The 20,044-nt window shown below is 74.3% G+C and carries 22 protein-coding genes; 15 read left to right on the forward strand and 7 right to left on the reverse strand.

Annotated elements, in window-relative coordinates; genetic code table 11:
• Positions 1-10 precede the first annotated feature (10 nt).
• Genes JOF54_RS17060 through JOF54_RS17070 form a run of 3 tightly spaced genes read right to left on the reverse strand, consistent with a single transcriptional unit; the run spans position 11 to position 2,432 of the window.
• Positions 11-967 carry a COX15/CtaA family protein gene (locus tag JOF54_RS17060; protein WP_210057979.1) on the reverse strand — a complete coding sequence of 319 codons (957 nt, stop codon included), beginning with the start codon at positions 965-967 and terminating at the stop codon, positions 11-13.
• Positions 955-1,716 carry an ABC transporter permease gene (locus JOF54_RS17065; RefSeq protein ID WP_210057981.1) on the reverse strand — a complete coding sequence of 254 codons (762 nt, stop codon included), beginning with the start codon at positions 1,714-1,716 and terminating at the stop codon, positions 955-957. The genes JOF54_RS17060 and JOF54_RS17065 overlap by 13 nt, the downstream gene beginning before the upstream one ends.
• Complete coding sequence (locus JOF54_RS17070) at positions 1,713-2,432, reverse strand: ABC transporter ATP-binding protein (protein ID WP_307804309.1); 720 nt, start codon at positions 2,430-2,432, stop codon at positions 1,713-1,715. The genes JOF54_RS17065 and JOF54_RS17070 overlap by 4 nt, the downstream gene beginning before the upstream one ends.
• A gap of 303 nt (positions 2,433-2,735) precedes the next feature.
• Here JOF54_RS17070 and JOF54_RS17075 point away from each other — a divergent pair, with 303 nt between their 5' ends.
• From JOF54_RS17075 to JOF54_RS17140, 14 genes are all read left to right on the forward strand, one after another.
• Complete coding sequence (locus JOF54_RS17075; protein WP_210057984.1) at positions 2,736-4,265, forward strand: DEAD/DEAH box helicase; 1,530 nt, start codon at positions 2,736-2,738, stop codon at positions 4,263-4,265.
• A gap of 177 nt (positions 4,266-4,442) precedes the next feature.
• The gene (locus JOF54_RS17080) at positions 4,443-5,516 is read left to right on the forward strand and encodes an ATP-dependent DNA ligase (protein ID WP_210057985.1); all 1,074 of its coding nucleotides are present in this window, start codon (positions 4,443-4,445) and stop codon (positions 5,514-5,516) included.
• A 61-nt stretch (positions 5,517-5,577) separates the two neighbouring features.
• Entirely contained in the window at positions 5,578-5,829 is a 252-nt protein-coding gene (locus tag JOF54_RS17085; protein WP_210057988.1) for a hypothetical protein, read from the forward strand.
• A gap of 201 nt (positions 5,830-6,030) precedes the next feature.
• A complete protein-coding gene (locus JOF54_RS17090; protein ID WP_307804479.1) occupies positions 6,031-6,732 on the forward strand; it encodes a helix-turn-helix transcriptional regulator in 702 nt (233 codons plus the stop codon).
• Positions 6,729-8,186, forward strand: coding sequence for a Fe-S cluster assembly protein SufB (gene sufB / locus JOF54_RS17095; RefSeq protein WP_210057991.1), 1,458 nt, complete (start codon positions 6,729-6,731; stop codon positions 8,184-8,186). The genes JOF54_RS17090 and sufB overlap by 4 nt, the downstream gene beginning before the upstream one ends.
• A gap of 82 nt (positions 8,187-8,268) precedes the next feature.
• The gene (sufD, locus tag JOF54_RS17100; protein WP_307804311.1) at positions 8,269-9,597 is read left to right on the forward strand and encodes a Fe-S cluster assembly protein SufD; all 1,329 of its coding nucleotides are present in this window, start codon (positions 8,269-8,271) and stop codon (positions 9,595-9,597) included.
• Positions 9,594-9,914, forward strand: coding sequence for a non-heme iron oxygenase ferredoxin subunit (locus JOF54_RS17105; protein ID WP_210057993.1), 321 nt, complete (start codon positions 9,594-9,596; stop codon positions 9,912-9,914). The genes sufD and JOF54_RS17105 overlap by 4 nt, the downstream gene beginning before the upstream one ends.
• Before the next feature lie 28 nt (positions 9,915-9,942).
• Complete coding sequence (gene sufC / locus JOF54_RS17110) at positions 9,943-10,719, forward strand: Fe-S cluster assembly ATPase SufC (protein ID WP_210057995.1); 777 nt, start codon at positions 9,943-9,945, stop codon at positions 10,717-10,719.
• A 128-nt stretch (positions 10,720-10,847) separates the two neighbouring features.
• A complete protein-coding gene (locus JOF54_RS17115; protein WP_210059665.1) occupies positions 10,848-12,134 on the forward strand; it encodes a SufS family cysteine desulfurase in 1,287 nt (428 codons plus the stop codon).
• Complete coding sequence (gene sufU, locus JOF54_RS17120) at positions 12,131-12,604, forward strand: Fe-S cluster assembly sulfur transfer protein SufU (protein ID WP_210057996.1); 474 nt, start codon at positions 12,131-12,133, stop codon at positions 12,602-12,604. The genes JOF54_RS17115 and sufU overlap by 4 nt, the downstream gene beginning before the upstream one ends.
• Complete coding sequence (locus JOF54_RS17125) at positions 12,601-13,041, forward strand: metal-sulfur cluster assembly factor (protein ID WP_210057998.1); 441 nt, start codon at positions 12,601-12,603, stop codon at positions 13,039-13,041. The genes sufU and JOF54_RS17125 overlap by 4 nt, the downstream gene beginning before the upstream one ends.
• A gap of 156 nt (positions 13,042-13,197) precedes the next feature.
• Complete coding sequence (locus tag JOF54_RS17130; RefSeq protein WP_210058000.1) at positions 13,198-14,796, forward strand: ABC-F family ATP-binding cassette domain-containing protein; 1,599 nt, start codon at positions 13,198-13,200, stop codon at positions 14,794-14,796.
• A 114-nt stretch (positions 14,797-14,910) separates the two neighbouring features.
• On the forward strand, positions 14,911-15,522 hold the full coding sequence (locus tag JOF54_RS21225; RefSeq protein ID WP_307804312.1) for a helix-turn-helix domain-containing protein: 612 nt from the start codon (positions 14,911-14,913) through the stop codon (positions 15,520-15,522).
• Between the two features lie 44 nt (positions 15,523-15,566).
• The gene (locus tag JOF54_RS17140; RefSeq protein WP_307804313.1) at positions 15,567-16,316 is read left to right on the forward strand and encodes an enoyl-CoA hydratase/isomerase family protein; all 750 of its coding nucleotides are present in this window, start codon (positions 15,567-15,569) and stop codon (positions 16,314-16,316) included.
• A gap of 7 nt (positions 16,317-16,323) precedes the next feature.
• Here JOF54_RS17140 and JOF54_RS17145 read toward each other — a convergent pair whose 3' ends face one another.
• From JOF54_RS17145 to JOF54_RS17160, 4 genes are read right to left on the reverse strand one after another with little or no spacing between them, the layout of a single operon-like run.
• A complete protein-coding gene (locus tag JOF54_RS17145; protein WP_210058002.1) occupies positions 16,324-17,181 on the reverse strand; it encodes a putative RNA methyltransferase in 858 nt (285 codons plus the stop codon).
• The gene (locus tag JOF54_RS17150; RefSeq protein WP_210058004.1) at positions 17,178-17,960 is read right to left on the reverse strand and encodes an SDR family oxidoreductase; all 783 of its coding nucleotides are present in this window, start codon (positions 17,958-17,960) and stop codon (positions 17,178-17,180) included. The genes JOF54_RS17145 and JOF54_RS17150 overlap by 4 nt, the downstream gene beginning before the upstream one ends.
• A gap of 50 nt (positions 17,961-18,010) precedes the next feature.
• Positions 18,011-18,814, reverse strand: a complete 804-nt coding sequence (locus JOF54_RS17155) for an SURF1 family cytochrome oxidase biogenesis protein (protein ID WP_210058006.1) — start codon at positions 18,812-18,814, stop codon at positions 18,011-18,013.
• Positions 18,815-18,853: 39 nt separating this feature from the next.
• On the reverse strand, positions 18,854-19,111 hold the full coding sequence (locus JOF54_RS17160) for a DUF6457 domain-containing protein (protein ID WP_210058008.1): 258 nt from the start codon (positions 19,109-19,111) through the stop codon (positions 18,854-18,856).
• A 92-nt stretch (positions 19,112-19,203) separates the two neighbouring features.
• On the opposite strand from JOF54_RS17160, the gene fdhD reads away from it, so the two are divergent.
• Positions 19,204-20,040 carry a formate dehydrogenase accessory sulfurtransferase FdhD gene (gene fdhD / locus JOF54_RS17165; RefSeq protein ID WP_210058010.1) on the forward strand — a complete coding sequence of 279 codons (837 nt, stop codon included), beginning with the start codon at positions 19,204-19,206 and terminating at the stop codon, positions 20,038-20,040.
• The last annotated feature ends 4 nt before the right edge of the window (positions 20,041-20,044 follow it).

Raw genomic sequence — 20,044 nt, forward strand, 5'->3', positions numbered from 1 at the left:
TCCGAACCGCTCAGCCGACGACGGCGAGGGTCCCGCGGCGCACCGTCAGGAACAGGTTCGTGGCGGCGGCCACGGCCAGCGAGGCGCCCAGCAGGTGCAGCAGCACCAGCCCGATGGGCAGCCCCAGGTTGTACTGCGCGATGCCGATCGCGGCCTGCAGGACGAGCACCGCCAGGACGAGCAGCGCCGCGCGGCTGCGCAGGGCCGCGAGGGCGACGACGGTGGTGGCCACGGTGGCGTAGACGGCGACCGCGTGCAGGTGGGTGACGAACGCGCCGTCGAAGCCGGTCCGGACGGCGTCCAGGTCGCCGGCGTGCGGGCCGCTGCCGGTCACGACGGTGCCCAGCCAGACTGTCAGGCCCATCAGCACCAGCGTCGACCGGGCGGCCAGCACGCCGAGGCGGCCCGCCGGCTGCTGGCGCAGGCCGCGGCTGCGCCGGACCAGCCAGGTGCTGAGCCCGATGAGCACCATCGAGACCATCAGGTGGAAGGCCACGACGAACGGGTTGAGGTGGGTCCACACCGAGATGCCGCCGATCACGGCCTGCGCGGGGATGCCGAGGGCCAGGCCGGCGGCGATCCAGCGCAGGTCGCGGCGCTTCCGGCCGCCGTCGCGGTGCAGCATCGCGCTGACCCAGGTGAGCACGGCGATGACCACGAGGACGAAGGTCAGCAGCCGGTTGCCGAACTCGATGGCGCCGTGGATGCCCAGCGAGGGGTGGGTGACGTAGGAGTCCTCGGTGCAGCGCGGCCAGGTGGGGCAGCCCATCCCCGAGGCGGTCAGCCGGACGAGGGCGCCGGTGACGACGATGCCGATGTTGGCCACCAGGGAGGCGATGGCCCAGCGGCGCGGCGCCCGCGGGCTGGTGACGAGCCGGGCGAGGGCGTCCAGCGGGCCGGGCCCGGGGGCGGGGTCGCCCGCCGAGGTGGCGCCGGCGCGCACGGGGGTGGTGGTCAGGCCGTCCATCGAAACACCTTCCGGGCGGCGAGGCCGCCGAGCAGCAACCAGACGAGGCAGACCAGGAGGGGCCAGCCGAGGACCGTGCCCGTCGCCGCCGCCCGCAGGCCCTCGCCGAGCGCGGCGGTGGGCAGCAGCTCCAGCACGGGCGCCACGGCGGCGGGGTACCGGCTCAGCGGCAGCACCAGGCCGCCGCCGACCAGCAGCACGACGTAGACGAGGTTCGCCAGCCCCAGCGTGGCCTCCGCGCGCAGCCGGCCGGCCAGCAGCAGGGCCAGGCTGACGAACGCGGCCGCGGCCAGGACCACGAGCAGCACGGCGACGAGGACGGACCCGACGGTGGGCGTGGGCCGCCAGCCCAGTGCCAGGGCGGCGACGGCGAGCACGACCAGCTGACCCGTCACGACGACCACCACGGACAGCGCCTTGCCGGCCAGCAGCCCGGTGCGGCCCAGCGGGGTGGCGGCCAGCCGCTCGAGCACGCCGTAGCGGCGCTCGAAGCCCGTGGCGATGGCGACGGAGGTGAAGGCCGTCGACCAGACGGCCAGGCCCAGGACCGACGGGGCCAGCGTCTCCAGCGCGCCCAGCCGACCGCCGACGACGCGGCCGGCGACGAGGATGCCCAGCGGGATGACCAGGGCGAGCAGCAGCTGCTCGCCGTTGCGGACCAGCAGCCGGGTCTCGGTCAGCGCGTGCCGCACCACCCGCTGGCGCGCCGGCGCCGCGCCGGGGGCGGGGGAGAGGTCGAGCGCGCTCATCCGGCCTGCACCGTGGTGTGGGCGAGGAAGACGTCCTCGAGGCTCTGGCCGGCGCTGGTCAGCTCGGGGACGGTGCCGGCGACGGCGACGTGGCCCCGGTCGAGGATGAAGACCTGGTCGGCCAGGGCGGCGGCCTCCTCCATGGCGTGGGTGGTGAGCACGACGGTCACGCCGGCCGCCCGGAGCCGCTCCAGCAGGCGCCAGGTCGTCCGGCGCGCGTGCGGGTCCATCCCCGCCGTCGGCTCGTCCAGGAAGACCAGCTCGGGGCGCCCGACCAGCGCGGCGGCCAGGTTGACGGCCTGCTGCTGGCCGCCGGACAGCCGGCGGTAGGGGGTGCGCAGCACCGGTCCCAGGCCCAGCTCGGCGACCAGGGCGTCGACGTCCTGGGGGGTGGCGTGCAGGCCGGCCAGGTAGCGGAGCAGCTCCCCGGCCCGGATGCCCGACCAGGCGCCGGTGCTCTGCGGCATCAGCCCGACCCGGGCGGCGGTGCCGCGGTCGCCCGCGGGGGAGCCGAGCACGGAGACGCGGCCGGCGCCGGGCCGGACCAGGCCCGTGCAGCAGCGGACCAGGGTCGTCTTGCCCGCGCCGTTGGGCCCGAGGACCGCGGTCAGGGCGCCGCGCCGGGCGGTCAGCGTGAGCCCGGCCAGCACCTCGCGCCCGCCCAGGACGACCCGCAGGTCCTCGACCGCGAGAGCGGCGTCGTCAGCGGTGGGCACCGGTGCAGTCTAGGTCGCCGACGCCCGTCCGGACCGCGCGGTGAGCCGGCTCACGTCGGCCGGCGGTCGTGCTCCGCCGGGAGCCCCGCCCGGCTGGCGACGGGCCGGTGCTGCGCCCCCGTCCGGGCCCGGCCCGGAGGCCGGTGCGCTACTGTGGACCGCAGTGCCTCGCTGAGTCTCGCCGCGAAGCACCGGTGACGTCGAGCGAACCTGCTCCTCACTCGCTGCTGTGCACTGCCGCACCGTGACTCCGGCCCCGAGCCTGTGAGCACGAAACCCTCTGGTGAGACGCCACAGAATGTGATGTCCCTCTTGTCCGTCGACACGACGATCGTCCCTGCCTTCTCCGAGCTCGGCGTCCCCGCCACGCTCGTCAAGGTCCTCTCCGCTCTCGGCATCGAGACCCCCACCCCCATCCAGGCCGCCACGCTGCGCGACTCGCTCGCCGGCCGCGACGTCCTGGGCCGCGGCCGCACCGGCTCCGGCAAGACCTACGCCTTCCTGCTGCCGCTGGTCGCCCGCCTCACGGCGTCGGGCAGCCGTCGCACAGCCAAGGCGCCCCGCGCCCTGATCCTGGCCCCCACGCGCGAGCTGGTCGGCCAGATCGAGGCCGCCCTCAAGCCGCTGGCCGCCACGGCCGGCCTGACCACTCTGACGATCTTCGGCGGGGTGGGCCAGAACCCGCAGGTCCGCGGCCTGCAGAACGGCGTCGACATCGTCCTCGCCTGCCCCGGCCGCCTCGAGGACCTGATCAAGCAGCGCGCCTGCACGCTGGCGTCGGTCGAGATCACGATCCTCGACGAGGCCGACCACATGGCCGACCTGGGCTTCCTGCCCGCCGTCACCCGGCTGCTCGGCCAGACCGCCCCGAACGGCCAGCGGATGCTCTTCTCCGCGACCCTCGACGGCGCCGTCAACGGCCTGGTCCGCAAGTTCCTGCACGACCCGCGGACGCACGAGGCCGACTCGGCCCAGTCGCCGGTCTCGACGATGGCGCACCACGTCCTGCACGTGAACCGCGACCAGCGGATCCCCGTGCTGGCCGACCTGACCAGCGCGCCCGGCCGCACCGTGGTCTTCACCCGCACCAAGCACGGCGCCAAGGCCCTGGCCAAGCAGCTGAACGCCCGCGGCATCCCCGCGGTCGAGCTGCACGGCAACCTCAGCCAGAACGCCCGCACCCGCAACATGGACGCGTTCCACGCCGGCACCGCCAGCACCCTGGTGGCCACCGACATCGCGGCCCGCGGCATCCACGTGGACGACGTGGCCCTGGTCGTGCACGCCGACCCGCCCGTGGAGCACAAGGCTTACCTGCACCGCTCGGGCCGCACCGCCCGCGCCGGCCAGGACGGCACCGTCATCACGCTGATGACCGACGAGCAGGTCTCCGACGTCCGCGCCCTGACCCGGGCGGCCGGCATCAAGCCGACCACCACCCGCGTCTCCGGCGTCGACCACCCGCTGCTCCAGACGCTGGCCCCGGGCGAGCGCGTGCTCGTCCCCGGCGGCCTCGTCCCGGCGCACACCCCGGAGCCCCAGGGCCCCGGTCGCCGGTCCTCGGGCTCGGCCCCGCGCAGCGGTGGTGGCGGGGGCGGTGGCGGTGGCGGCCGCGGCCGTCGCGGTCCCAGCCAGGGCGGCGGTGGCGCGCCCGCCGGTCGCTCGGCGGGCGGCTCCGGTCGCTCGGCCGGTGGTTCGGGCCGTTCGGGCGGGCAGGGCCGTGGGGCTCGCAGCGGCTCCGGCGGGCCGTCGACCTACACGACGTCCAGCCCCGGCCTCTCCTCCGGCTCGCACAGCGCCGCGGGCTTCAGCCGGAGCTCGCGCCGCGGCTGACCCGCAGCAGACCTGACGACAGCGCTCGTGCCCTCCGGGGCGCGGGCGCTGTCGCGTCCGGCGGCCGAGAAGGAGGAAGAACCGCTCGACCGAGCCCCGGGCGGCTCAGGACCTCCTTCTCGGCCCTCGCCGCCCGTCGGCTGACGGCTGTCAGCCCGGTCGGCCATGATGAGCGGCATGCAGCTGCCCGTCATGCCCCCGGTGAAGCCGATGCTGGCGAAGTCGGTGCCGACCATCCCCACCGGCGAGCTCTCCTACGAGCCCAAGTGGGACGGGTTCCGCTCCATCGTCTTCCGCGACGGCGACGAGGTGGAGATCGGCTCGCGCAACGAGAAGCCGATGACGCGCTACTTCCCCGAGGTCGTGGCCGCGGTGCTGGAGCACCTGCCGGAGCGGTGCGTGCTGGACGGCGAGATCGTCGTCGCGGTCGGCGACCGGCTCGAGTTCGAGGTGCTGCAGCAGCGCATCCACCCCGCCGTCAGCCGGATCACCAAGCTCTCGCTCGAGACCCCGGCCCGCTTCGTCGCCTTCGACCTGCTGGCCCTCGGCGACGTCGACTACACCGGCGAGCCGTTCGCCGTCCGCCGCGCGGCGCTGGAGGAGGCGCTCGCCGACGTCGGCGCGCCGGTCCACCTGACGCCGGCCACCCGGGACCCCGCGCTGGCCCAGGACTGGTTCTCCCAGTTCGAGGGCGCCGGCCTCGACGGCGTGGTGGCCAAGCCGCTGGCCGGCACCTACCAGCCGGACAAGCGGACGATGTTCAAGATCAAGCACCAGCGGACGGCCGACTGCGTCGTCGCGGGCTACCGGGTGCACAAGAGCGGGCCCGACAGCATCGGCTCGCTGCTGCTCGGCCTCTACGACGACGAGGGCACCCTCGCCAGCGTCGGGGTGATCGGCGCGTTCCCGGCGGCGCGGCGGCGCGAGCTCTTCGCCGAGCTGCAGCCGCTCGTGACCACCTTCGACGACCACCCGTGGGCCTGGGCGAAGCAGGAGGAGGGGACGCGGACACCGCGCAACTCCGAGGGCAGCCGGTGGAACAACGGCAAGGACCTGTCCTTCACCCCGCTCTCGCCCGAGCTCGTCGTCGAGGTCCGCTACGAGCACATGGAGGGCACCCGCTTCCGGCACACGGCCCAGTTCAACCGCTGGCGGCCGGACCGCGACCCGCGCTCGTGCACCTACGAGCAGCTCGAGGAGCCGGTCACCTACGACCTGGCCGACATCCTGGCGGGCAGCCACCGGCAGTAGCCGTTAGCCGCTCCCGGAGCCGGGTACCCGAGCCCTCACGACCACGACGAGGGAGCAGCAGATGAGCATGGACGCAGGCAGCGCGCACGGGGGCGACCTGGAGGACGTCGGCCCGGGCGAGGACGCCGGCCGCATCGGGCAGGCCCCGACCACGACCGACGTGACCGACCCGGAGCGCTCGTCGCGCGGCACGGCCAGCGGCAGCGGGTCGGAGCCGGGCGAGGGCCCGGTCCAGCCCGCCGCCGACGGCGGCGGGGGCACCGACCCCTCGGTCAGCATCGAGCCGCACAACCAGGGCGACGCCCCCAGCTGACGGCCCCCTCCCGGGGGCGTGAGCAGGCTCACCACCCCCGCTCCGGGGTAAGGCGGGCCTTGCTTGAACGGGCTCGTCGAATAAGAGCACACTGGTGTTGTGAAAAACCTCCAGGACGTCGCCACGCGCGCTCCTGGCCCCGGCACGCCCGAGGACGCCCCGCGTCCCGGCCCCGAGGCGGACGCCTCGACGCGGCACCGGGTGGCGCTGTCCATCCTCGAGCACGGCCCCTCGACGGCGGCCGCGCTCGGCGACCGGCTGGGCCTCACCGCCGCTGCCGTCCGCCGCCACCTCGACGGGCTGCTGGAGCGCGGGGTGCTGACCGCCCGTGAGCAGCGCGTCTACGGATCGCGCGGTCGCGGCCGTCCCGCCAAGGTCTTCGCGCTCACCGACGCCGGCCGGGCCGACTTCCCGGCTGCCTACGACGACATCGCCATCGCCGCCCTGGAATTCCTGGCCGACGAGGTGGGTTCCTCTGCTGTGAGGACCTTCGCGGAGCGCCGGGCCGCCCCGGCGGAGGCCCGCTACCGCGAGGCCGTCGACGGGGCCGACCCGTCGGTCTCGCCCGCGCTGGCCCTCGCCGCGGCCCTGACCGCGGACGGCTACGTCGCCTCGGTCCGCCCCTCGGCCCTCGGCGAGCAGCTCTGCCAGCACCACTGCCCGGTCGCGCACGTGGCCGAGCGCTTCCCGCAGCTGTGCGAGGTGGAGACCGAGATGTTCTCCCGCGTGCTGGGCGTGCACGTCCAGCGCCTCGCCACCCTCGCCCACGGGGACGGGGTCTGCACGACCCACGTCCCCACGAGCAGCGGCGCGGCCCCGGCCGCCGCCGCACCCGCACCACCCGGAATGACACCACCGCACGACCTCGACATGACCACCCCTGAGGAGAGGCCCGCACCATGACGCAGATCCACGAGCCGATCACCACCACCGGACCCGTCGGCACGGGCCACACCCAGGACGAGCACCTCGAGGCGCTCGGCCGCTACCGCTTCGGCTGGTCGGACTCCGACGTCGCCGGCTCGACGGCCAAGCGCGGCCTGACCCCCGAGGTCGTCGCCAACATCTCCGCCCTCAAGAGCGAGCCGCAGTGGATGCTCGACCTGCGGATGAAGGGCCTGCGGCTGTTCGAGCGCAAGCCCATGCCGACGTGGGGTGCCGAGCTCGACGGCATCGACTTCGACAACATCAAGTACTTCGTCCGCTCGACGGAGAAGCAGGCCACCACCTGGGACGACCTGCCGGCCGACATCAAGTCGACCTACGACAAGCTGGGCATCCCGGAGGCCGAGAAGGCCCGCCTGGTGTCCGGTGTCGCGGCCCAGTACGAGTCCGAGGTCGTCTACCACAAGATCAACGAGGAGCTGGAGAAGCAGGGCGTCATCTTCCTCGACACCGACACCGCGCTCAAGGAGTACCCGGACCTGTTCCGCGAGTACTTCGCCACGGTGATCCCCGTCGGGGACAACAAGTTCTCCGCGCTGAACTCCGCCGTCTGGTCCGGCGGCTCCTTCATCTACGTGCCGAAGGGCGTGCACGTCGAGATCCCGCTGCAGGCCTACTTCCGGATCAACACCGAGAACATGGGCCAGTTCGAGCGGACGCTGATCATCGTCGACGAGGACGCCTACGTGCACTACGTCGAGGGCTGCACCGCACCGATCTACTCCAGCGACTCGCTGCACTCCGCGGTCGTCGAGATCGTGGTCAAGAAGGGCGCCCGCTGCCGCTACACGACCATCCAGAACTGGTCGAACAACGTCTACAACCTCGTCACCAAGCGCGCCACCTGCGAGGAGGGCGCGACGATGGAGTGGATCGACGGCAACATCGGCTCCAAGGTCACCATGAAGTACCCGGCCGTCTACCTGATGGGCGCCCACGCCAAGGGCGAGACGCTGTCCATCGCCTTCGCCGGCGAGGGCCAGCACCAGGACGCCGGCTCCAAGATGGTGCACTGCGCGCCGTACACGTCGAGCTCGATCATCTCCAAGTCCGTCGCCCGCGGCGGCGGCCGAACCTCCTACCGCGGCCTGGTCCAGGTCCAGGAGGGGGCCTCGCACTCCGCCTCGGTGGTCAAGTGCGACGCGCTGCTGGTCGACCAGATCAGCCGCTCGGACACCTACCCCTACGTCGACGTCCGCGAGGACGACGTGTCGATGGCCCACGAGGCGACCGTCTCGAAGGTCTCCGACGACCAGCTCTTCTACCTGATGAGCCGGGGCATGGGCGAGGACGAGGCGATGGCCATGATCGTCCGCGGGTTCGTGGAGCCGATCGCCCGCGAGCTGCCGATGGAGTACGCCCTCGAGCTCAACCGGCTGATCGAGCTGCAGATGGAGGGCGCGGTCGGCTGACGCCGGCCCCGCTCCCGCCCCGAGCCCTCCCGCGCCAGCGCGGGAGGGCCACCCCGGATCCCCAGAGAGAGAACGCCTTCCCGTGACGATTGTTGACACCGACCCGAGCACGGCCGCCGAGTCCGCCGCCCATTCGGCGGACGCCGTGGCCGGCGCCGTCGAGACGACGGACAAGATCGCCAGCCACCTGCACCCGGTCGGCTCCTTCGACGTCGCCGACCACCCGCGCCCCACCGGGCGCGAGGAGGTGTGGCGCTTCACCCCGCTCAAGCGGATGCAGGGCCTGCTCGACGCGCTGCCCACCGAGGACGGCGCGCTCGACGTCGCCGTCTCGGTGCCCGACGGCGTCGAGGCCGGCACGCTGGCGCCCGGCGAGGGCGTCCGCGGCTCCGTGCTCGTCCCCACCGACGGCCCCGCGGCCGCCGCGTCGGCGGGCACGCCGGACGGCCTGCACCTGCGGATCCCCGCCGAGCACGAGGCGAGCGCCCCGCTGACGGTGACGCTGACCGGCCGGGGCGCCGGCCGCCGCTCGAACGCCCACACCGTCGTCGAGGCGGGCGCCTTCAGCAAGGCGACGGTCGTGCTGCGGCACGAGGGCTCCGGGGTGCACACGGGCAACCTCGAGGTGGTCGTCGGCGACGGCGCGCAGCTCACGGTCGTCAGCATCCAGGACTGGGCCGACGACGCCGTGCACACCGGCCAGCACGAGGCCTCGGTGGGCCGGGACGCGACCTACAAGCACGTCGTCGTCAGCTTCGGCGGCGACCTGGTGCGGCTGCACAGCAACGTGTCCTACGCCGGGCCGGGTGCCCAGTCGGAGATGTTCGGCCTCTACTTCGCCGACGCCGGCCAGCACCTCGAGCACCGGCTGTTCGTCGACCACAACGCCCCCCGCACCCGCTCCGACGTGGACTACCGCGGCGCTCTGCAGGGCCGGGGCGCCCACACCGTGTGGATCGGCGACGTGCTGATCCGCAAGGTCGCCGAGGGCATCGAGACCTACGAGTCCAACCGCAACCTCGTCCTCACCGACGGCTGCCGCGCCGACTCCGTGCCCAACCTGGAGATCGAGACCGGCGAGATCGCCGGCGCCGGGCACGCGTCGACCACCGGCCGCTTCGACGACGAGCAGCTGTTCTACCTGCGCAGCCGTGGCATCGACGAGGCCGAGGCCCGCCGCCTGGTGGTTCACGGCTTCTTCGCCGACATCATCCGCAAGGTCGGCGTCCCCGAGGTCGAGGCGCAGCTGCTGGAGGCCGTCGAGGCCGAGCTGGCCGTCAACGTCGGCGTCCCGCTGGGCACCGGCAGCACCGACCTGCCCACCCCGGGCCCCGACGGGACGGGCACCGCCGACGAGGTGCCGACCCCCGTGCACGAGGAGACCGTCACCGAGGCCGGGAGGATCGGGTGAGCTTCGTCCGCGCCTGCGCCCTGGCCGAGCTCAAGGCCGGCACCGCCCTGGCCGTCGAGGTCGACGGCGAGGACGTGGCCGTCGTCCGCAGCGGCGACGACTACTTCGCCATCGCCGACCTGTGCAGCCACGCCGCCATCCCGCTGAGCGAGGGCGACGTCGAGGACGGGGAGATCGAGTGCTACCTGCACGGCTCCCGCTTCGACCTCCGCACCGGCAAGCCGACCGGGCTGCCCGCCACCGAGAAGGTCGCCGTCTACCCCGTCCGGGTCGAGGGCGACGACCTGCTGGTGGACGTCACCAGCCCCACGAACTGACCGCAGAACAGCACCAGGAGACACAGACATGGCCACGCTCGAGATCCGCGACCTGCACGTCACCGTCGACACCGAGTCCGGGGTGAAGGAGATCCTCAAGGGGGTCGACCTGACCATCCGGTCCGGGGAGACGCACGCGATCATGGGGCCCAACGGCTCCGGCAAGTCCACCCTCGCCTACTCGATCGCCGGGCACCCGAAGTACACGATCACCTCCGGCAGCGTCACCCTCGACGGTGAGGACCTGCTGGCCATGAGCGTCGACGAGCGGGCGCGGGCCGGGCTGTTCCTGGCCATGCAGTACCCGGTCGAGGTCCCCGGGGTCTCGGTGTCGAACTTCCTCCGCACGGCCAAGACCGCCGTCGACGGCGAGGCGCCGAAGCTGCGCACCTGGGTCAAGGACGTCAACGCCGCCATGGACAAGGTCCAGATGGACCGCGAGTTCGCCAACCGCAGCGTCAACGAGGGCTTCTCCGGCGGTGAGAAGAAGCGCCACGAGATCGTCCAGCTGGAGCTGCTCAACCCGAAGTTCGCGATCCTCGACGAGACGGACTCGGGCCTCGACATCGACGCGCTGCGGATCGTCTCCGAGGGCGTCAACCGCTTCTCGGCCCAGGGCGACCGCGGCGTGCTGCTGATCACCCACTACACGCGGATCCTGCGCTACATCAAGCCCGACTACGTGCACGTCTTCGTCGCCGGCCGGGTCGCCGAGCAGGGCGGCCAGGAGCTGGCCGAGCGGCTCGAGGTAGAGGGCTACGACCGCTACGTCAAGGCCGCCGCGGCGACCGCCGGAGCCGAGTGAGCCATGACGTCACCACGGGGGGAGCTCCGATGACCACCGAGGCGGAGGCCGCCACCCGGCTGCCGGAGTACGCGCCGACGGTGCCGCTGGACGCGGCGCCGGTCGGCGACCTGCCCGCGGACGAGAGCATCCCCTTCGACGTGGAGGCCATCCGGGCCGACTTCCCGATCCTCGAGCGCACCACGCCCGACGGGCTGCCGCTGGTCTACCTGGACAGCGCCAACACCTCGCAGAAGCCGCGGGTGGTCGTCGAGGCGGTCGAGGACCACTACCTGAACCACAACGCCAACGTCGCCCGGGCCATGCACCTGCTGGGCGGCGAGGCCACGGAGGCGTTCGAGGGCGCCCGCGCGACGCTGGCGAACTTCATCGGCGCCGCGCGCTCGGAGGAGGTCGTCTTCACCAAGAACGCCTCCGAGGCCCTCAACCTCTGCGCGCACACCCTGGGCGCCCGGCTGCGGCCCGGCGACGAGATCGTCGTCTCGGTGATGGAGCACCACTCCAACATCGTGCCGTGGCAGATGCTCGCCGAGCGGACCGGCGCCGTGCTGCGCTGGTACGACGTGACCGAGGACGGCCGTCTCGACCTCGACGGCGCCGTGCGGGACGGCCTGCTCAACGAGCGGACCAAGATCGTCTCCGTCGTGCACGTCTCCAACGTGCTGGGCACCGTCAACCCCGTCGCCCAGATCGCGGCCGCGGCCCACGCCGTCGGCGCGGTCGTCGTGGTCGACGCCTCGCAGTCGGTGCCGCAGATGGCCGTCGACGTGCAGGCGCTGGGCGCGGACCTGCTGGTCTTCACCGGCCACAAGATGGTCGGCCCGACCGGCATCGGCGTCCTCTGGGGCCGCTACGACCTGCTCGCCGAGCTGCCGCCGTTCCTCGGCGGCGGCGAGATGATCGAGGTCGTCAAGATGAGCGGCTCGACGTACGCCCCGCCGCCGCACCGCTTCGAGGCCGGCACGCCGCCCATCGCGCAGGCCGTCGGCCTGGCCACCGCGGCCAGCTACCTGAGCGACCTCGGGATGGACCAGATCGCCGCGCACGAGCAGGAGATCACCGCCTACGCGCTGCAGGGCCTGGCCACCGTGCCGGGGCTGCGCGTCGTGGGACCGGCCGAGCCGGTCGACCGGGGCGGCGCGATCTCGTTCACGCTGCGCACGCCCGACGGCGGCGAGGTGCACCCGCACGACGTCAGCCAGCTGCTGGACGCCCGGGGGATCGCCGTCCGCGGCGGGCACCACTGCGCGCGCCCGCTGCACGAGCGCTTCGGCGTGCAGTCCTCGACCCGTGCGTCGTTCTACCTCTACACGACCCGCGCGGAAATAGACGCGCTCGTCGAGGGGTTGAACTCCACCGTGAGGTTCTTCAGCCGCGACACGTCCGCCCCGCGCTCGAGGAGGGCCGCCCGGTGAAGGTCGACGACCTGTACCAGGAGATCATCCTCGACCACTACCGCGCGAAGCTGCACAGCGGCCTGCGCGACCCGTACGAGGCCGAGGTGCACCACGTCAACCCCAGCTGCGGGGACGAGGTGACCCTGCGCGTCCACCTGGACGCGGGGACCGTCAGCGACGTCTCCTACGAGGGGCTGGGCTGCTCCATCTCCCAGGCCTCGACGTCGGTGATGAGCGACCTCGTCATCGGCCACCCCGTCGAGCACGGGCTGGAGCTGCACCAGGAGTTCCTCGAGCTGATGCAGAGCAAGGGCACGCTGGAGCCGGACGAGGACCGTCTCGAGGACGGGATCGCGTTCGCCGGCGTCTCGAAGTTCCCGGCGCGCGTGAAGTGCGCGCTGCTGGGCTGGTCGGCGTTCAAGGACGCCGTGCTGCGTGCGCAGGCCGACCAGGCAGGCACCACCGACGAGCAGGGAGCTGCACGATGACCGACACCCAGACCGGGACCGACCCCCGCACCGAGACCCTCGCCCCCGCGGGCGACCTCGCCGCCGAGCAGCGGCCGTCCGACCTGGTCAGCGACGCGCTGCCCGACGTCGAGGCCGGCTGGACCTCCCGGCCCAGCCTGGAGGACCTCGAGGAGGCCCTCAAGGACGTCGTCGACCCCGAGCTGGGGATCAACGTCGTCGACCTGGGCCTGATCTACGGGCTGAAGCTCGAGGACGACGGCTCGCTGACCATCGACATGACGCTGACGTCGGCGGCCTGCCCGCTGACCGACGTCATCGAGGACCAGACCGGCTCGGCCCTGGAGGGCCTGGTCAACGGCTTCGTCATCAACTGGGTCTGGATGCCGCCGTGGGGCCTGGAGAAGATCACCGACGACGGCCGCGAGCAGCTGCGCGCCCTCGGCTTCAACGTCTGAGCGCTCCGCCCCGCGCCTGACCGGCCGCCGTCCGGGTCCTCGTCGACCCGGGCTGCGGCCGGACGCGCGTCCGGCGCCGGTCCCGCCCGTCGCCACCACCCGCCCCACCCGCAGAACCGCCCGGCACGACCGGGCAGAGGGAAGTCAGAGCAGAACATGTTGGTCGCCAAGGATCTCGAGGTGCGCGCGGGAGCGCGCCTGCTGCTGCAGGGAGTCAGCTTCCAGGTCGCCCCGGGCGACAAGATCGGCCTCGTCGGGCGCAACGGCGCCGGCAAGACGACGCTGACCAAGATCCTCTCCGGGGAGGCGGCCCCGGCCGCCGGCTCGGTGAGCCACGGCGGCGAGGTGGGCTACCTGCCGCAGGACCCGCGCACCGGCGACCTCGACGTGCTGGCCAAGAACCGGATCCTCGCCGCGCGCGGGCTGGACGCCGTGCTCACCCGTCTCGACCGGGCCGGCCTGGCCATGGGCGACGAGTCCGACGAGGTCCGCGACAAGGCGATGGCCGCCTACGCCCGCGCCGAGGCCGAGCTGGCCGCGGCCGGCGGCTACGCCGCCGAGGCCGAGGCCGCCCGGATCGCCAGCAACCTGGGGCTGCCCGACCGGGTGCTGAACCAGCCGCTGCACACCCTGTCCGGCGGCCAGCGCCGGCGGGTGGAGCTGGCCCGCATCCTCTTCTCGGGCGCCGAGACGATGCTGCTGGACGAGCCCACCAACCACCTCGACGCCGACTCCATCGTCTGGCTGCGGAGCTTCCTGCAGAACCACTCCGGCGGGCTGCTGGTCATCAGCCACGACGTGGGCCTGCTGGAGCAGACGGTCACCAAGGTCTTCCACCTCGACGCGAACCGCGCCGAGCTCGACATCTACGCGATGAACTGGAAGCGCTACCTGCAGCAGCGCGAGACCGACGAGAAGCGTCGTCGCCGCGAGCGCCAGAACGCCGAGAAGCAGGCCGGCCACCTGATGGCCCAGGCCGACAAGATGCGGGCCAAGGCCACCAAGGCGGTCGCGGCGCAGAACATGGCCAAGCGGGCCGAGAAGCTCATCGCCGGCCTGGACGCCGTCCGCGCCCAGGACAAGGTCGCCAAGATCCGCTTCCCCGAGCCGGCGTCGTGCGGCAAGACGCCGCTGACCGCGGAGGGGCTGTCGAAGAGCTACGGCTCGCTGGAGATCTTCACCGGCGTCGACCTGGCCATCGACAAGGGCAGCCAGGTCGTCATCCTGGGGCTCAACGGCGCCGGGAAGACCACCCTGCTGCGGATCCTGGCCGGCGTCGAGGCCTCCGACACGGGCGCGGTGAAGCCCGGCCACGGACTGCGGCTGGGCTACTACGCCCAGGAGCACGAGACGCTGGACACGTCGCGCTCGGTGCTGGACAACATGAAGACCGCGGCGCCCCACATGAACGACACCGACGTCCGCAAGGTGCTCGGGTCGTTCCTGTTCAGCGGCGACGACGTGGACAAGCCGGCCGCCGTGCTCTCCGGTGGGGAGAAGACCCGGCTGGCGCTGGCCGCGCTCGTCGTCTCCAGCGCCAACGTGCTGCTGCTCGACGAGCCCACCAACAACCTGGACCCGGCCTCGCGGGCCGAGGTGCTGGCCGCGATCAGGAACTACGCCGGAGCCGTGGTCCTGGTGACCCACGACGAGGGCGCCGTCGACGCGCTCGACCCGGACCGGGTGCTGCTGCTGCCCGACGGCGTCGAGGACCTGTGGAGCCCGCAGTACGCCGAGCTGGTGTCGCTGGCCTGAGGCCGGTCCCCGCCGGCCGCCATGATCATCGGCGGGTCCCGGCGCTTGCCCCATGATCATCCGCCAACGATCATGGTCCCGACGTCGCGCACGCGACCCGGCACAGGAGGCACGGTGGCCCAGGCACTGGCACGAGGATCGCGGATCACGGGGACGCAGCGGACGGAGCTGGCCGCCGAGCTGGGCCGGCGCTACGCCGCGGGGGAGAGCCTCCGGGCGATCGCCGAGGACACGGGGCGCTCCTTCGGCTTCGTGCACGGCCTGGTCAAGGAGTCCGGCGTCGACCTCCGCGGCCGGGGCGGGGCGACCCGGGGCCCGGCCGCCCGCAGCGCCGCCGCCGCCCGCGCCGGCCGGGCCGCGCCCGCCGGGGCCGACGGCGCCGCCCCCGCGGCCGCCAAGCCCCGCCGCACCCGCACGCCGGCCGTCGCGCCGCTCGACCGCACCGGTCCCACCGTCGAGGCCGTCCGAGCCGACGACGCCCCGGCCGGCGCGGGGATGGGGACCGCGAAGGCCGGGAAGGTCGGGAAGGCCGCGAAGCCCGGGAAGGCCGGGAAGGCCGGGAAGAAGGAGGACGGGGCCGGGAGCGGGAAGAAGGCGACGGCGAAGGCGCAGGAGAAGCTCGCGAAGGCGGCCGAGAAGGCGGAGAAGCTCGCGAAGGCGGCGAAGAAGACGGGCGCCGGGAAGAAGTCCGGGACGAAGAAGTCGGGCACGAAGGGCGCGCGCTGACCGCGGCCGTCCCGTCGGCCGCCGGGGAGCTGCTGCCCGGCGGTGTGCGGCTCGCCGTCGACGGCCCCGTCGCGACGGTGTGGCTGGACCGGCCCGAGGTGCGCAACGCCCAGACCTTCGCCACGTGGTCCTCGCTGGCCCGGGTGCCGGGCCTGCTGCCGCCCGATGTCCGCGTCGTCCTCCTGCGCGCCACCGGCCCGGACTTCAGCGCGGGCCTGGACCTGCGCCAGCTCCGGCCGGGCGGGACCGCCGAGGGCTCGGTCGAGGCCCTGCTGCCGGGCAGCGACGCCGAGGTGGCGGCGGCGATCGCCGGCTTCCAGGAGGCGTTCACGCCCTGGCGGGCGCTGCCGGCCGTCGTCGTCGCCGTCGTGCAGGGCCGGGCGCTGGGGGCGGGGGCCCAGCTGGCGCTGGCCGCCGACCTCCGCGTCCTCGCCGCGGACGCCCAGCTCGTGGTGGCGGAGGCCCGGCTGGGCCTGGTCCCCGACCTCGGCGGCACCGCGGTGCTCGTCGAGCTGGTGGGCTACGCCCGGGCGCTGGAGCTCTGCCTGCTGGCCCGGCCCGTGGGGGCCGCGGAGGCGCTGGCCTGGGGTCTCGTCACCGCTGTCGCGGGCGAGGAGGGGCTGGACGCGGCCGTCGACGCCCTCGTCGCCGCCCTGCTGGCCCTGCCCGCTCCTGTGCTGGCGGCCACCAAGCAGCTGGTCGCCGGCGCGGTGGGGCGCACCGCCGACGAGCAGCGCCGCGCCGAGCGGACCGCCCAGGTGCCCTTGCTGCGGGCGGCGGCCCGGCCGGGCTGAGCGTCGCTCAGCCGCGCGGCCGCCAGGTCGAGACGGCCACGGCGACCGTCGTCGTCACCGGGTCCGGCAGCCCGGCCGCCCGCTCCCGCACCGCCGCGTCGTCGAGGTGGAAGGCGTTGGGGCCCATCGCCACCAGGTCCACCACCCGCGCGCGGGACCAGGCCGCCTCGAACCGGACGTCGACCTCGCCCGCCGGGGTGAAGCCGTCGGCCAGGCCGGCGGCCAGCCGCTCCTGCTTCACCGGGTCGACGTCGAGCAGCCCGAGCGCCGCCCGCAGCTCCTGCAGGTGCGCGGACCGGGGCGTGACCACCACCAGCACCCCGTCGGGACGGAGCACGCGGGCGAACTCGGCCGGGTTGCGCGGGGCGAAGACGCTGGCCACCACGTCGACGACGCCGTCGCCCAGCGGCAGGCCCGCCCAGGCGTCGGCCACGACGGCGGCGGCGGCCGGGTGCGCCCGGGCCGCCCGGCGCGCGGCGGCCACGGAGATGTCGAGGGCGACGGCCCGGCCGCCCAGGCCCTCGAGCAGCGCGGCGGTGTAGTAGCCGGTGCCGGCCCCGGCCTCCAGCAGCGCGGGTGCGGCGGTCCGGGAGCTCCGGGCGGCCGCGAGCCCGGCCCGGGCGGCGGCGACCAGGGCGTCGGCGACGGGGGAGTAGGCGCCGCTGGCCAGGAACCGCGCGCGCGCGGCGACCATGGCGGCGGTGTCCGCGTGCGCCGGCGGCCGGGAGCCCAGCAGGTTGAGGTAGCCCTGACGGGCGAGGTCGAAGCGGTGCCCGGTGGCGCAGCGCACGCCGCCGCCGTCGTCGGCGAAGCCCTGCCCGCACAGCGGGCAGCGCAGCAGGTCGAGGACCGCGGGGACGCTCACAGCGAGCGCAGGGCCCCGCCCTCGACGGGCACGACGCAGCCGGTGAGGTAGGAGGCGGCGGGAGAGAGCACGAAGGCGGCCACCCGGCCGAACTCCTCCGGCCGGCCGTAGCGGCGCAGCGGGATGCCCGCCTCGGACGCGCGGCGGGCCGCGGCGGGGTCGTCGGCCAGGCCGTCGAGGTGCTGCACCCGCTCGGTGTCCACGCGTCCCGGCATCAGCCCGACGACGCGGTGTCCGTCCGGCCCGACCTCGTCGGCCAGCTGCTTGACCAGCAGGCCGAGGCCCGGCCGCAGGCCGTTCGAGGCCGCCAGCCCGCCCACGGGTGACTTCACCGAGGTGGACAGCACCCAGGCGAGGGCCAGGTCGGGCGCCGTGCCGGCCGCCAGCACGGCCTCGCTGACGCCGAGCGCGGCCAGGAAGACGCTGTCGAACGCGCTGCGCCACTGCTCCGCCGTCGTGCCGCGGACGCTGCCGGCCGGGGGGCCGCCGACGCTCACCAGGGCGCCGTCGAGCCGGCCGAAGGTCTCCAGGGCCAGCGCCGCGGCCGCCGGGCCGGTGCCGGGGTCGGCGACGTCGGCGGTCAGGGCCACCGCGACGGGCCCGTCGGCGGCGGGGGCGCCCGTCCCGAGCTCGTCGACGACGTCGGCGAGCACCGCTCCGCGCCGAGCCACCACGACCACGCGGGCCCCCTCGGCGACGAGCGCGGCTGCGCTCGCCCGGCCCAGGCCGCTGCTCGCGGCGGTCACGACGAAGGTGCGTCCGGTCAGGCCGAGGTCCATGCCCGAAGAGTAGGGGTGCGGCCGGGCGGCAGCGTGCGGCGGTCCGGCCCTCAGGAGGCGGAGGGGACCTTCGGCTCGTCGGCGTCCGCGCCGGCCCCGGGCCCCGGTGCGGCCCCTGCGGCCGCCGCGGCCGCGCGCTCCTCTCGGCGGGCGCGCAGGTCGCCGCGGATGAAGACGACGACCCCGGCCAGGCCGATGGCGGTGAACATGAACCACTGGACGGCGTACCAGAAGTGCGGTCCGTCGGAGATCTCCGGCAGCTGCACCGTCTCGAAGCCCCCGGACTGGGCCGGGTCGACGCTCAGCAGGCCGATGTAGCCGTTGGCGACGGGGTAGGGGAGGGTCGGCGCGATCGCGGTGGAGCTGACCAGGCGCATCTGGCCGTCGACGGGGCGGGTGGCGGCCCCGCGGCCGCGCTCGTCGCGGCGGACGTGGCCCGTCACGGTGACCTCGCCGGCGGGCGGCGCCGGCGCGGCGGAGGGGATGGGCTGGCCCTTCTCGAGCCGCACGAACCCGCGGTCCACGAGGACTGCGCCGGCGGAGGTCCGCAGCGGGGTGACCACCTCGTAGCCGTTCGCCCCGCCGTTGCTGCGGTAGCGGAGCACGAACTGGTGCTCGGCGTCGAAGGTTCCCCGGGCCTCCACCCGCTGCCACTGGTCGGCCTCGGCGATGGGGCGGGTGAACACCTGCTCGTACGGGACGACCGGGTTGGCCTCGTTGGCCAGGGTGTCGCGGTTGCGCTGCTGGCGCTGGTCCAGCCGGTCCAGCTGCCACTCCCCGAGGTTGACGAAGACCGTGCCCAGCACGGCCACGAACACCACGAGCAAGGTCCAGCGGACCCACAGAGGACGCACCGCCCCAGCGTACGCGCCGGCCCCGGCGCCCGGCCGGGCTCAGCCCGGGCTGTCCTCGGCCTGCGGACCGGGCTCGGCCAGCAGGTTGGTGAGGGTGCGGGCGGCGTCCTCCAGGGAGAGGCCCCGGCCGACGGCCACCCCGGCCAGGAAGGTGGTCAGCGGGGCGGCGACCCGCTCGACCTCGTGCGCGGCGTCGCGGGCCAGGTCCAGCAGCACCGACACCTCGGTCTCGGACAGCGGGCCGCCCGGCAGGTCCAGCCGCTGGGCGACCGCCTCGAGCCACTCCGGGAGCTCCACGGTGTCCTCCTCCGCCGCTGCGCGACGTCCGCGACGACCGCGGGCGGGCCCGTGGTCGTGACCGGTCAGGTGGCCGGTGCCAGGATGATGGCATGGGACGTGTCACCCGCCTGCACCCGGTGCTCAAGCTCGGACCCGGTCCGGCCGTGCGCCGCACCGACACCCTCGCCGTCGAGGAGCCGCTGGAGATCCGGCTGGACGGCGAGTCCTTCCAGGTCACCATGCGGACCCCGGGCGACGACGTCGACCTCGTCCACGGCCTGCTGCACAGCGAGGGCGTCATCTCCTGCGCCGAGGACCTGGTGGGCGCGCGGTACTGCGACGGCGTCGGGCCCGACGGCGCCAACACCTACAACGTGCTCGACGTCGCCCTGGCGCCGACGGCGCGGCCCCCCGCCCCCGAGCAGCTCCGCCGGGTGACGACCACGAGCGCGTGCGGGGTCTGCGGGACGACGAGCATCGACCAGGTGGTCAAGCAGACCTCCCACGCGCTGGGGGAGGGGCTGGCCCTGCCGGCCGCCCTCGTCTCGGCCGCCCCGGACCGGCTGCGCGAGCACCAGAAGGCCTTCGACAAGACCGGCGGGCTGCACGCCGCCGGGCTGATGACGGCCGACGGCACGATCGTCTGCGCCCGGGAGGACGTCGGCCGGCACAACGCCGTCGACAAGGTGGTCGGCTGGGCGCTGCGCCAGGGCCGGCTGCCGCTGTCCGACCTCGTGCTCGTCGTCTCGGGGCGGGCGTCGTTCGAGCTGACGCAGAAGGCGGTGCTCGCCGGGCTGCCGATGATGGTCGCGGTCTCGGCCCCGAGCTCGCTGGCCGCGGAGCTGGCCACCGAGGCCGGCCTGACCCTGGTCGGGTTCGTGCGGGGCGACCGGATGAACGTCTACTCCCACCCCGGGCGCGTGCTCACCCCCGCACCCGTCGGTTGAACCC

This window comes from Microlunatus capsulatus (assembly GCF_017876495.1).
Lineage (GTDB): Bacteria > Actinomycetota > Actinomycetes > Propionibacteriales > Propionibacteriaceae > Microlunatus > Microlunatus capsulatus.

What these genes read in the sequence shown, in the direction of transcription:
- JOF54_RS17060 (WP_210057979.1), bottom strand. Translation starts at nt 967, where the DNA reads ATGGACGGCCTGACCACCACCCCCGTGCGCGCCGGCGCCACCTCGGCG.
- JOF54_RS17065 (WP_210057981.1), bottom strand. Translation starts at nt 1,716, where the DNA reads ATGAGCGCGCTCGACCTCTCCCCCGCCCCCGGCGCGGCGCCGGCGCGC.
- JOF54_RS17075 (WP_210057984.1), top strand. Translation starts at nt 2,736, where the DNA reads ATGTCCCTCTTGTCCGTCGACACGACGATCGTCCCTGCCTTCTCCGAG.
- JOF54_RS17080 (WP_210057985.1), top strand. Translation starts at nt 4,443, where the DNA reads ATGCAGCTGCCCGTCATGCCCCCGGTGAAGCCGATGCTGGCGAAGTCG.
- JOF54_RS17085 (WP_210057988.1), top strand. Translation starts at nt 5,578, where the DNA reads ATGAGCATGGACGCAGGCAGCGCGCACGGGGGCGACCTGGAGGACGTC.
- sufB (WP_210057991.1), top strand. Translation starts at nt 6,729, where the DNA reads ATGACGCAGATCCACGAGCCGATCACCACCACCGGACCCGTCGGCACG.
- sufC (WP_210057995.1), top strand. Translation starts at nt 9,943, where the DNA reads ATGGCCACGCTCGAGATCCGCGACCTGCACGTCACCGTCGACACCGAG.
- JOF54_RS17125 (WP_210057998.1), top strand. Translation starts at nt 12,601, where the DNA reads ATGACCGACACCCAGACCGGGACCGACCCCCGCACCGAGACCCTCGCC.
- JOF54_RS17130 (WP_210058000.1), top strand. Translation starts at nt 13,198, where the DNA reads ATGTTGGTCGCCAAGGATCTCGAGGTGCGCGCGGGAGCGCGCCTGCTG.
- JOF54_RS17150 (WP_210058004.1), bottom strand. Translation starts at nt 17,960, where the DNA reads ATGGACCTCGGCCTGACCGGACGCACCTTCGTCGTGACCGCCGCGAGC.
- fdhD (WP_210058010.1), top strand. Translation starts at nt 19,204, where the DNA reads ATGGGACGTGTCACCCGCCTGCACCCGGTGCTCAAGCTCGGACCCGGT.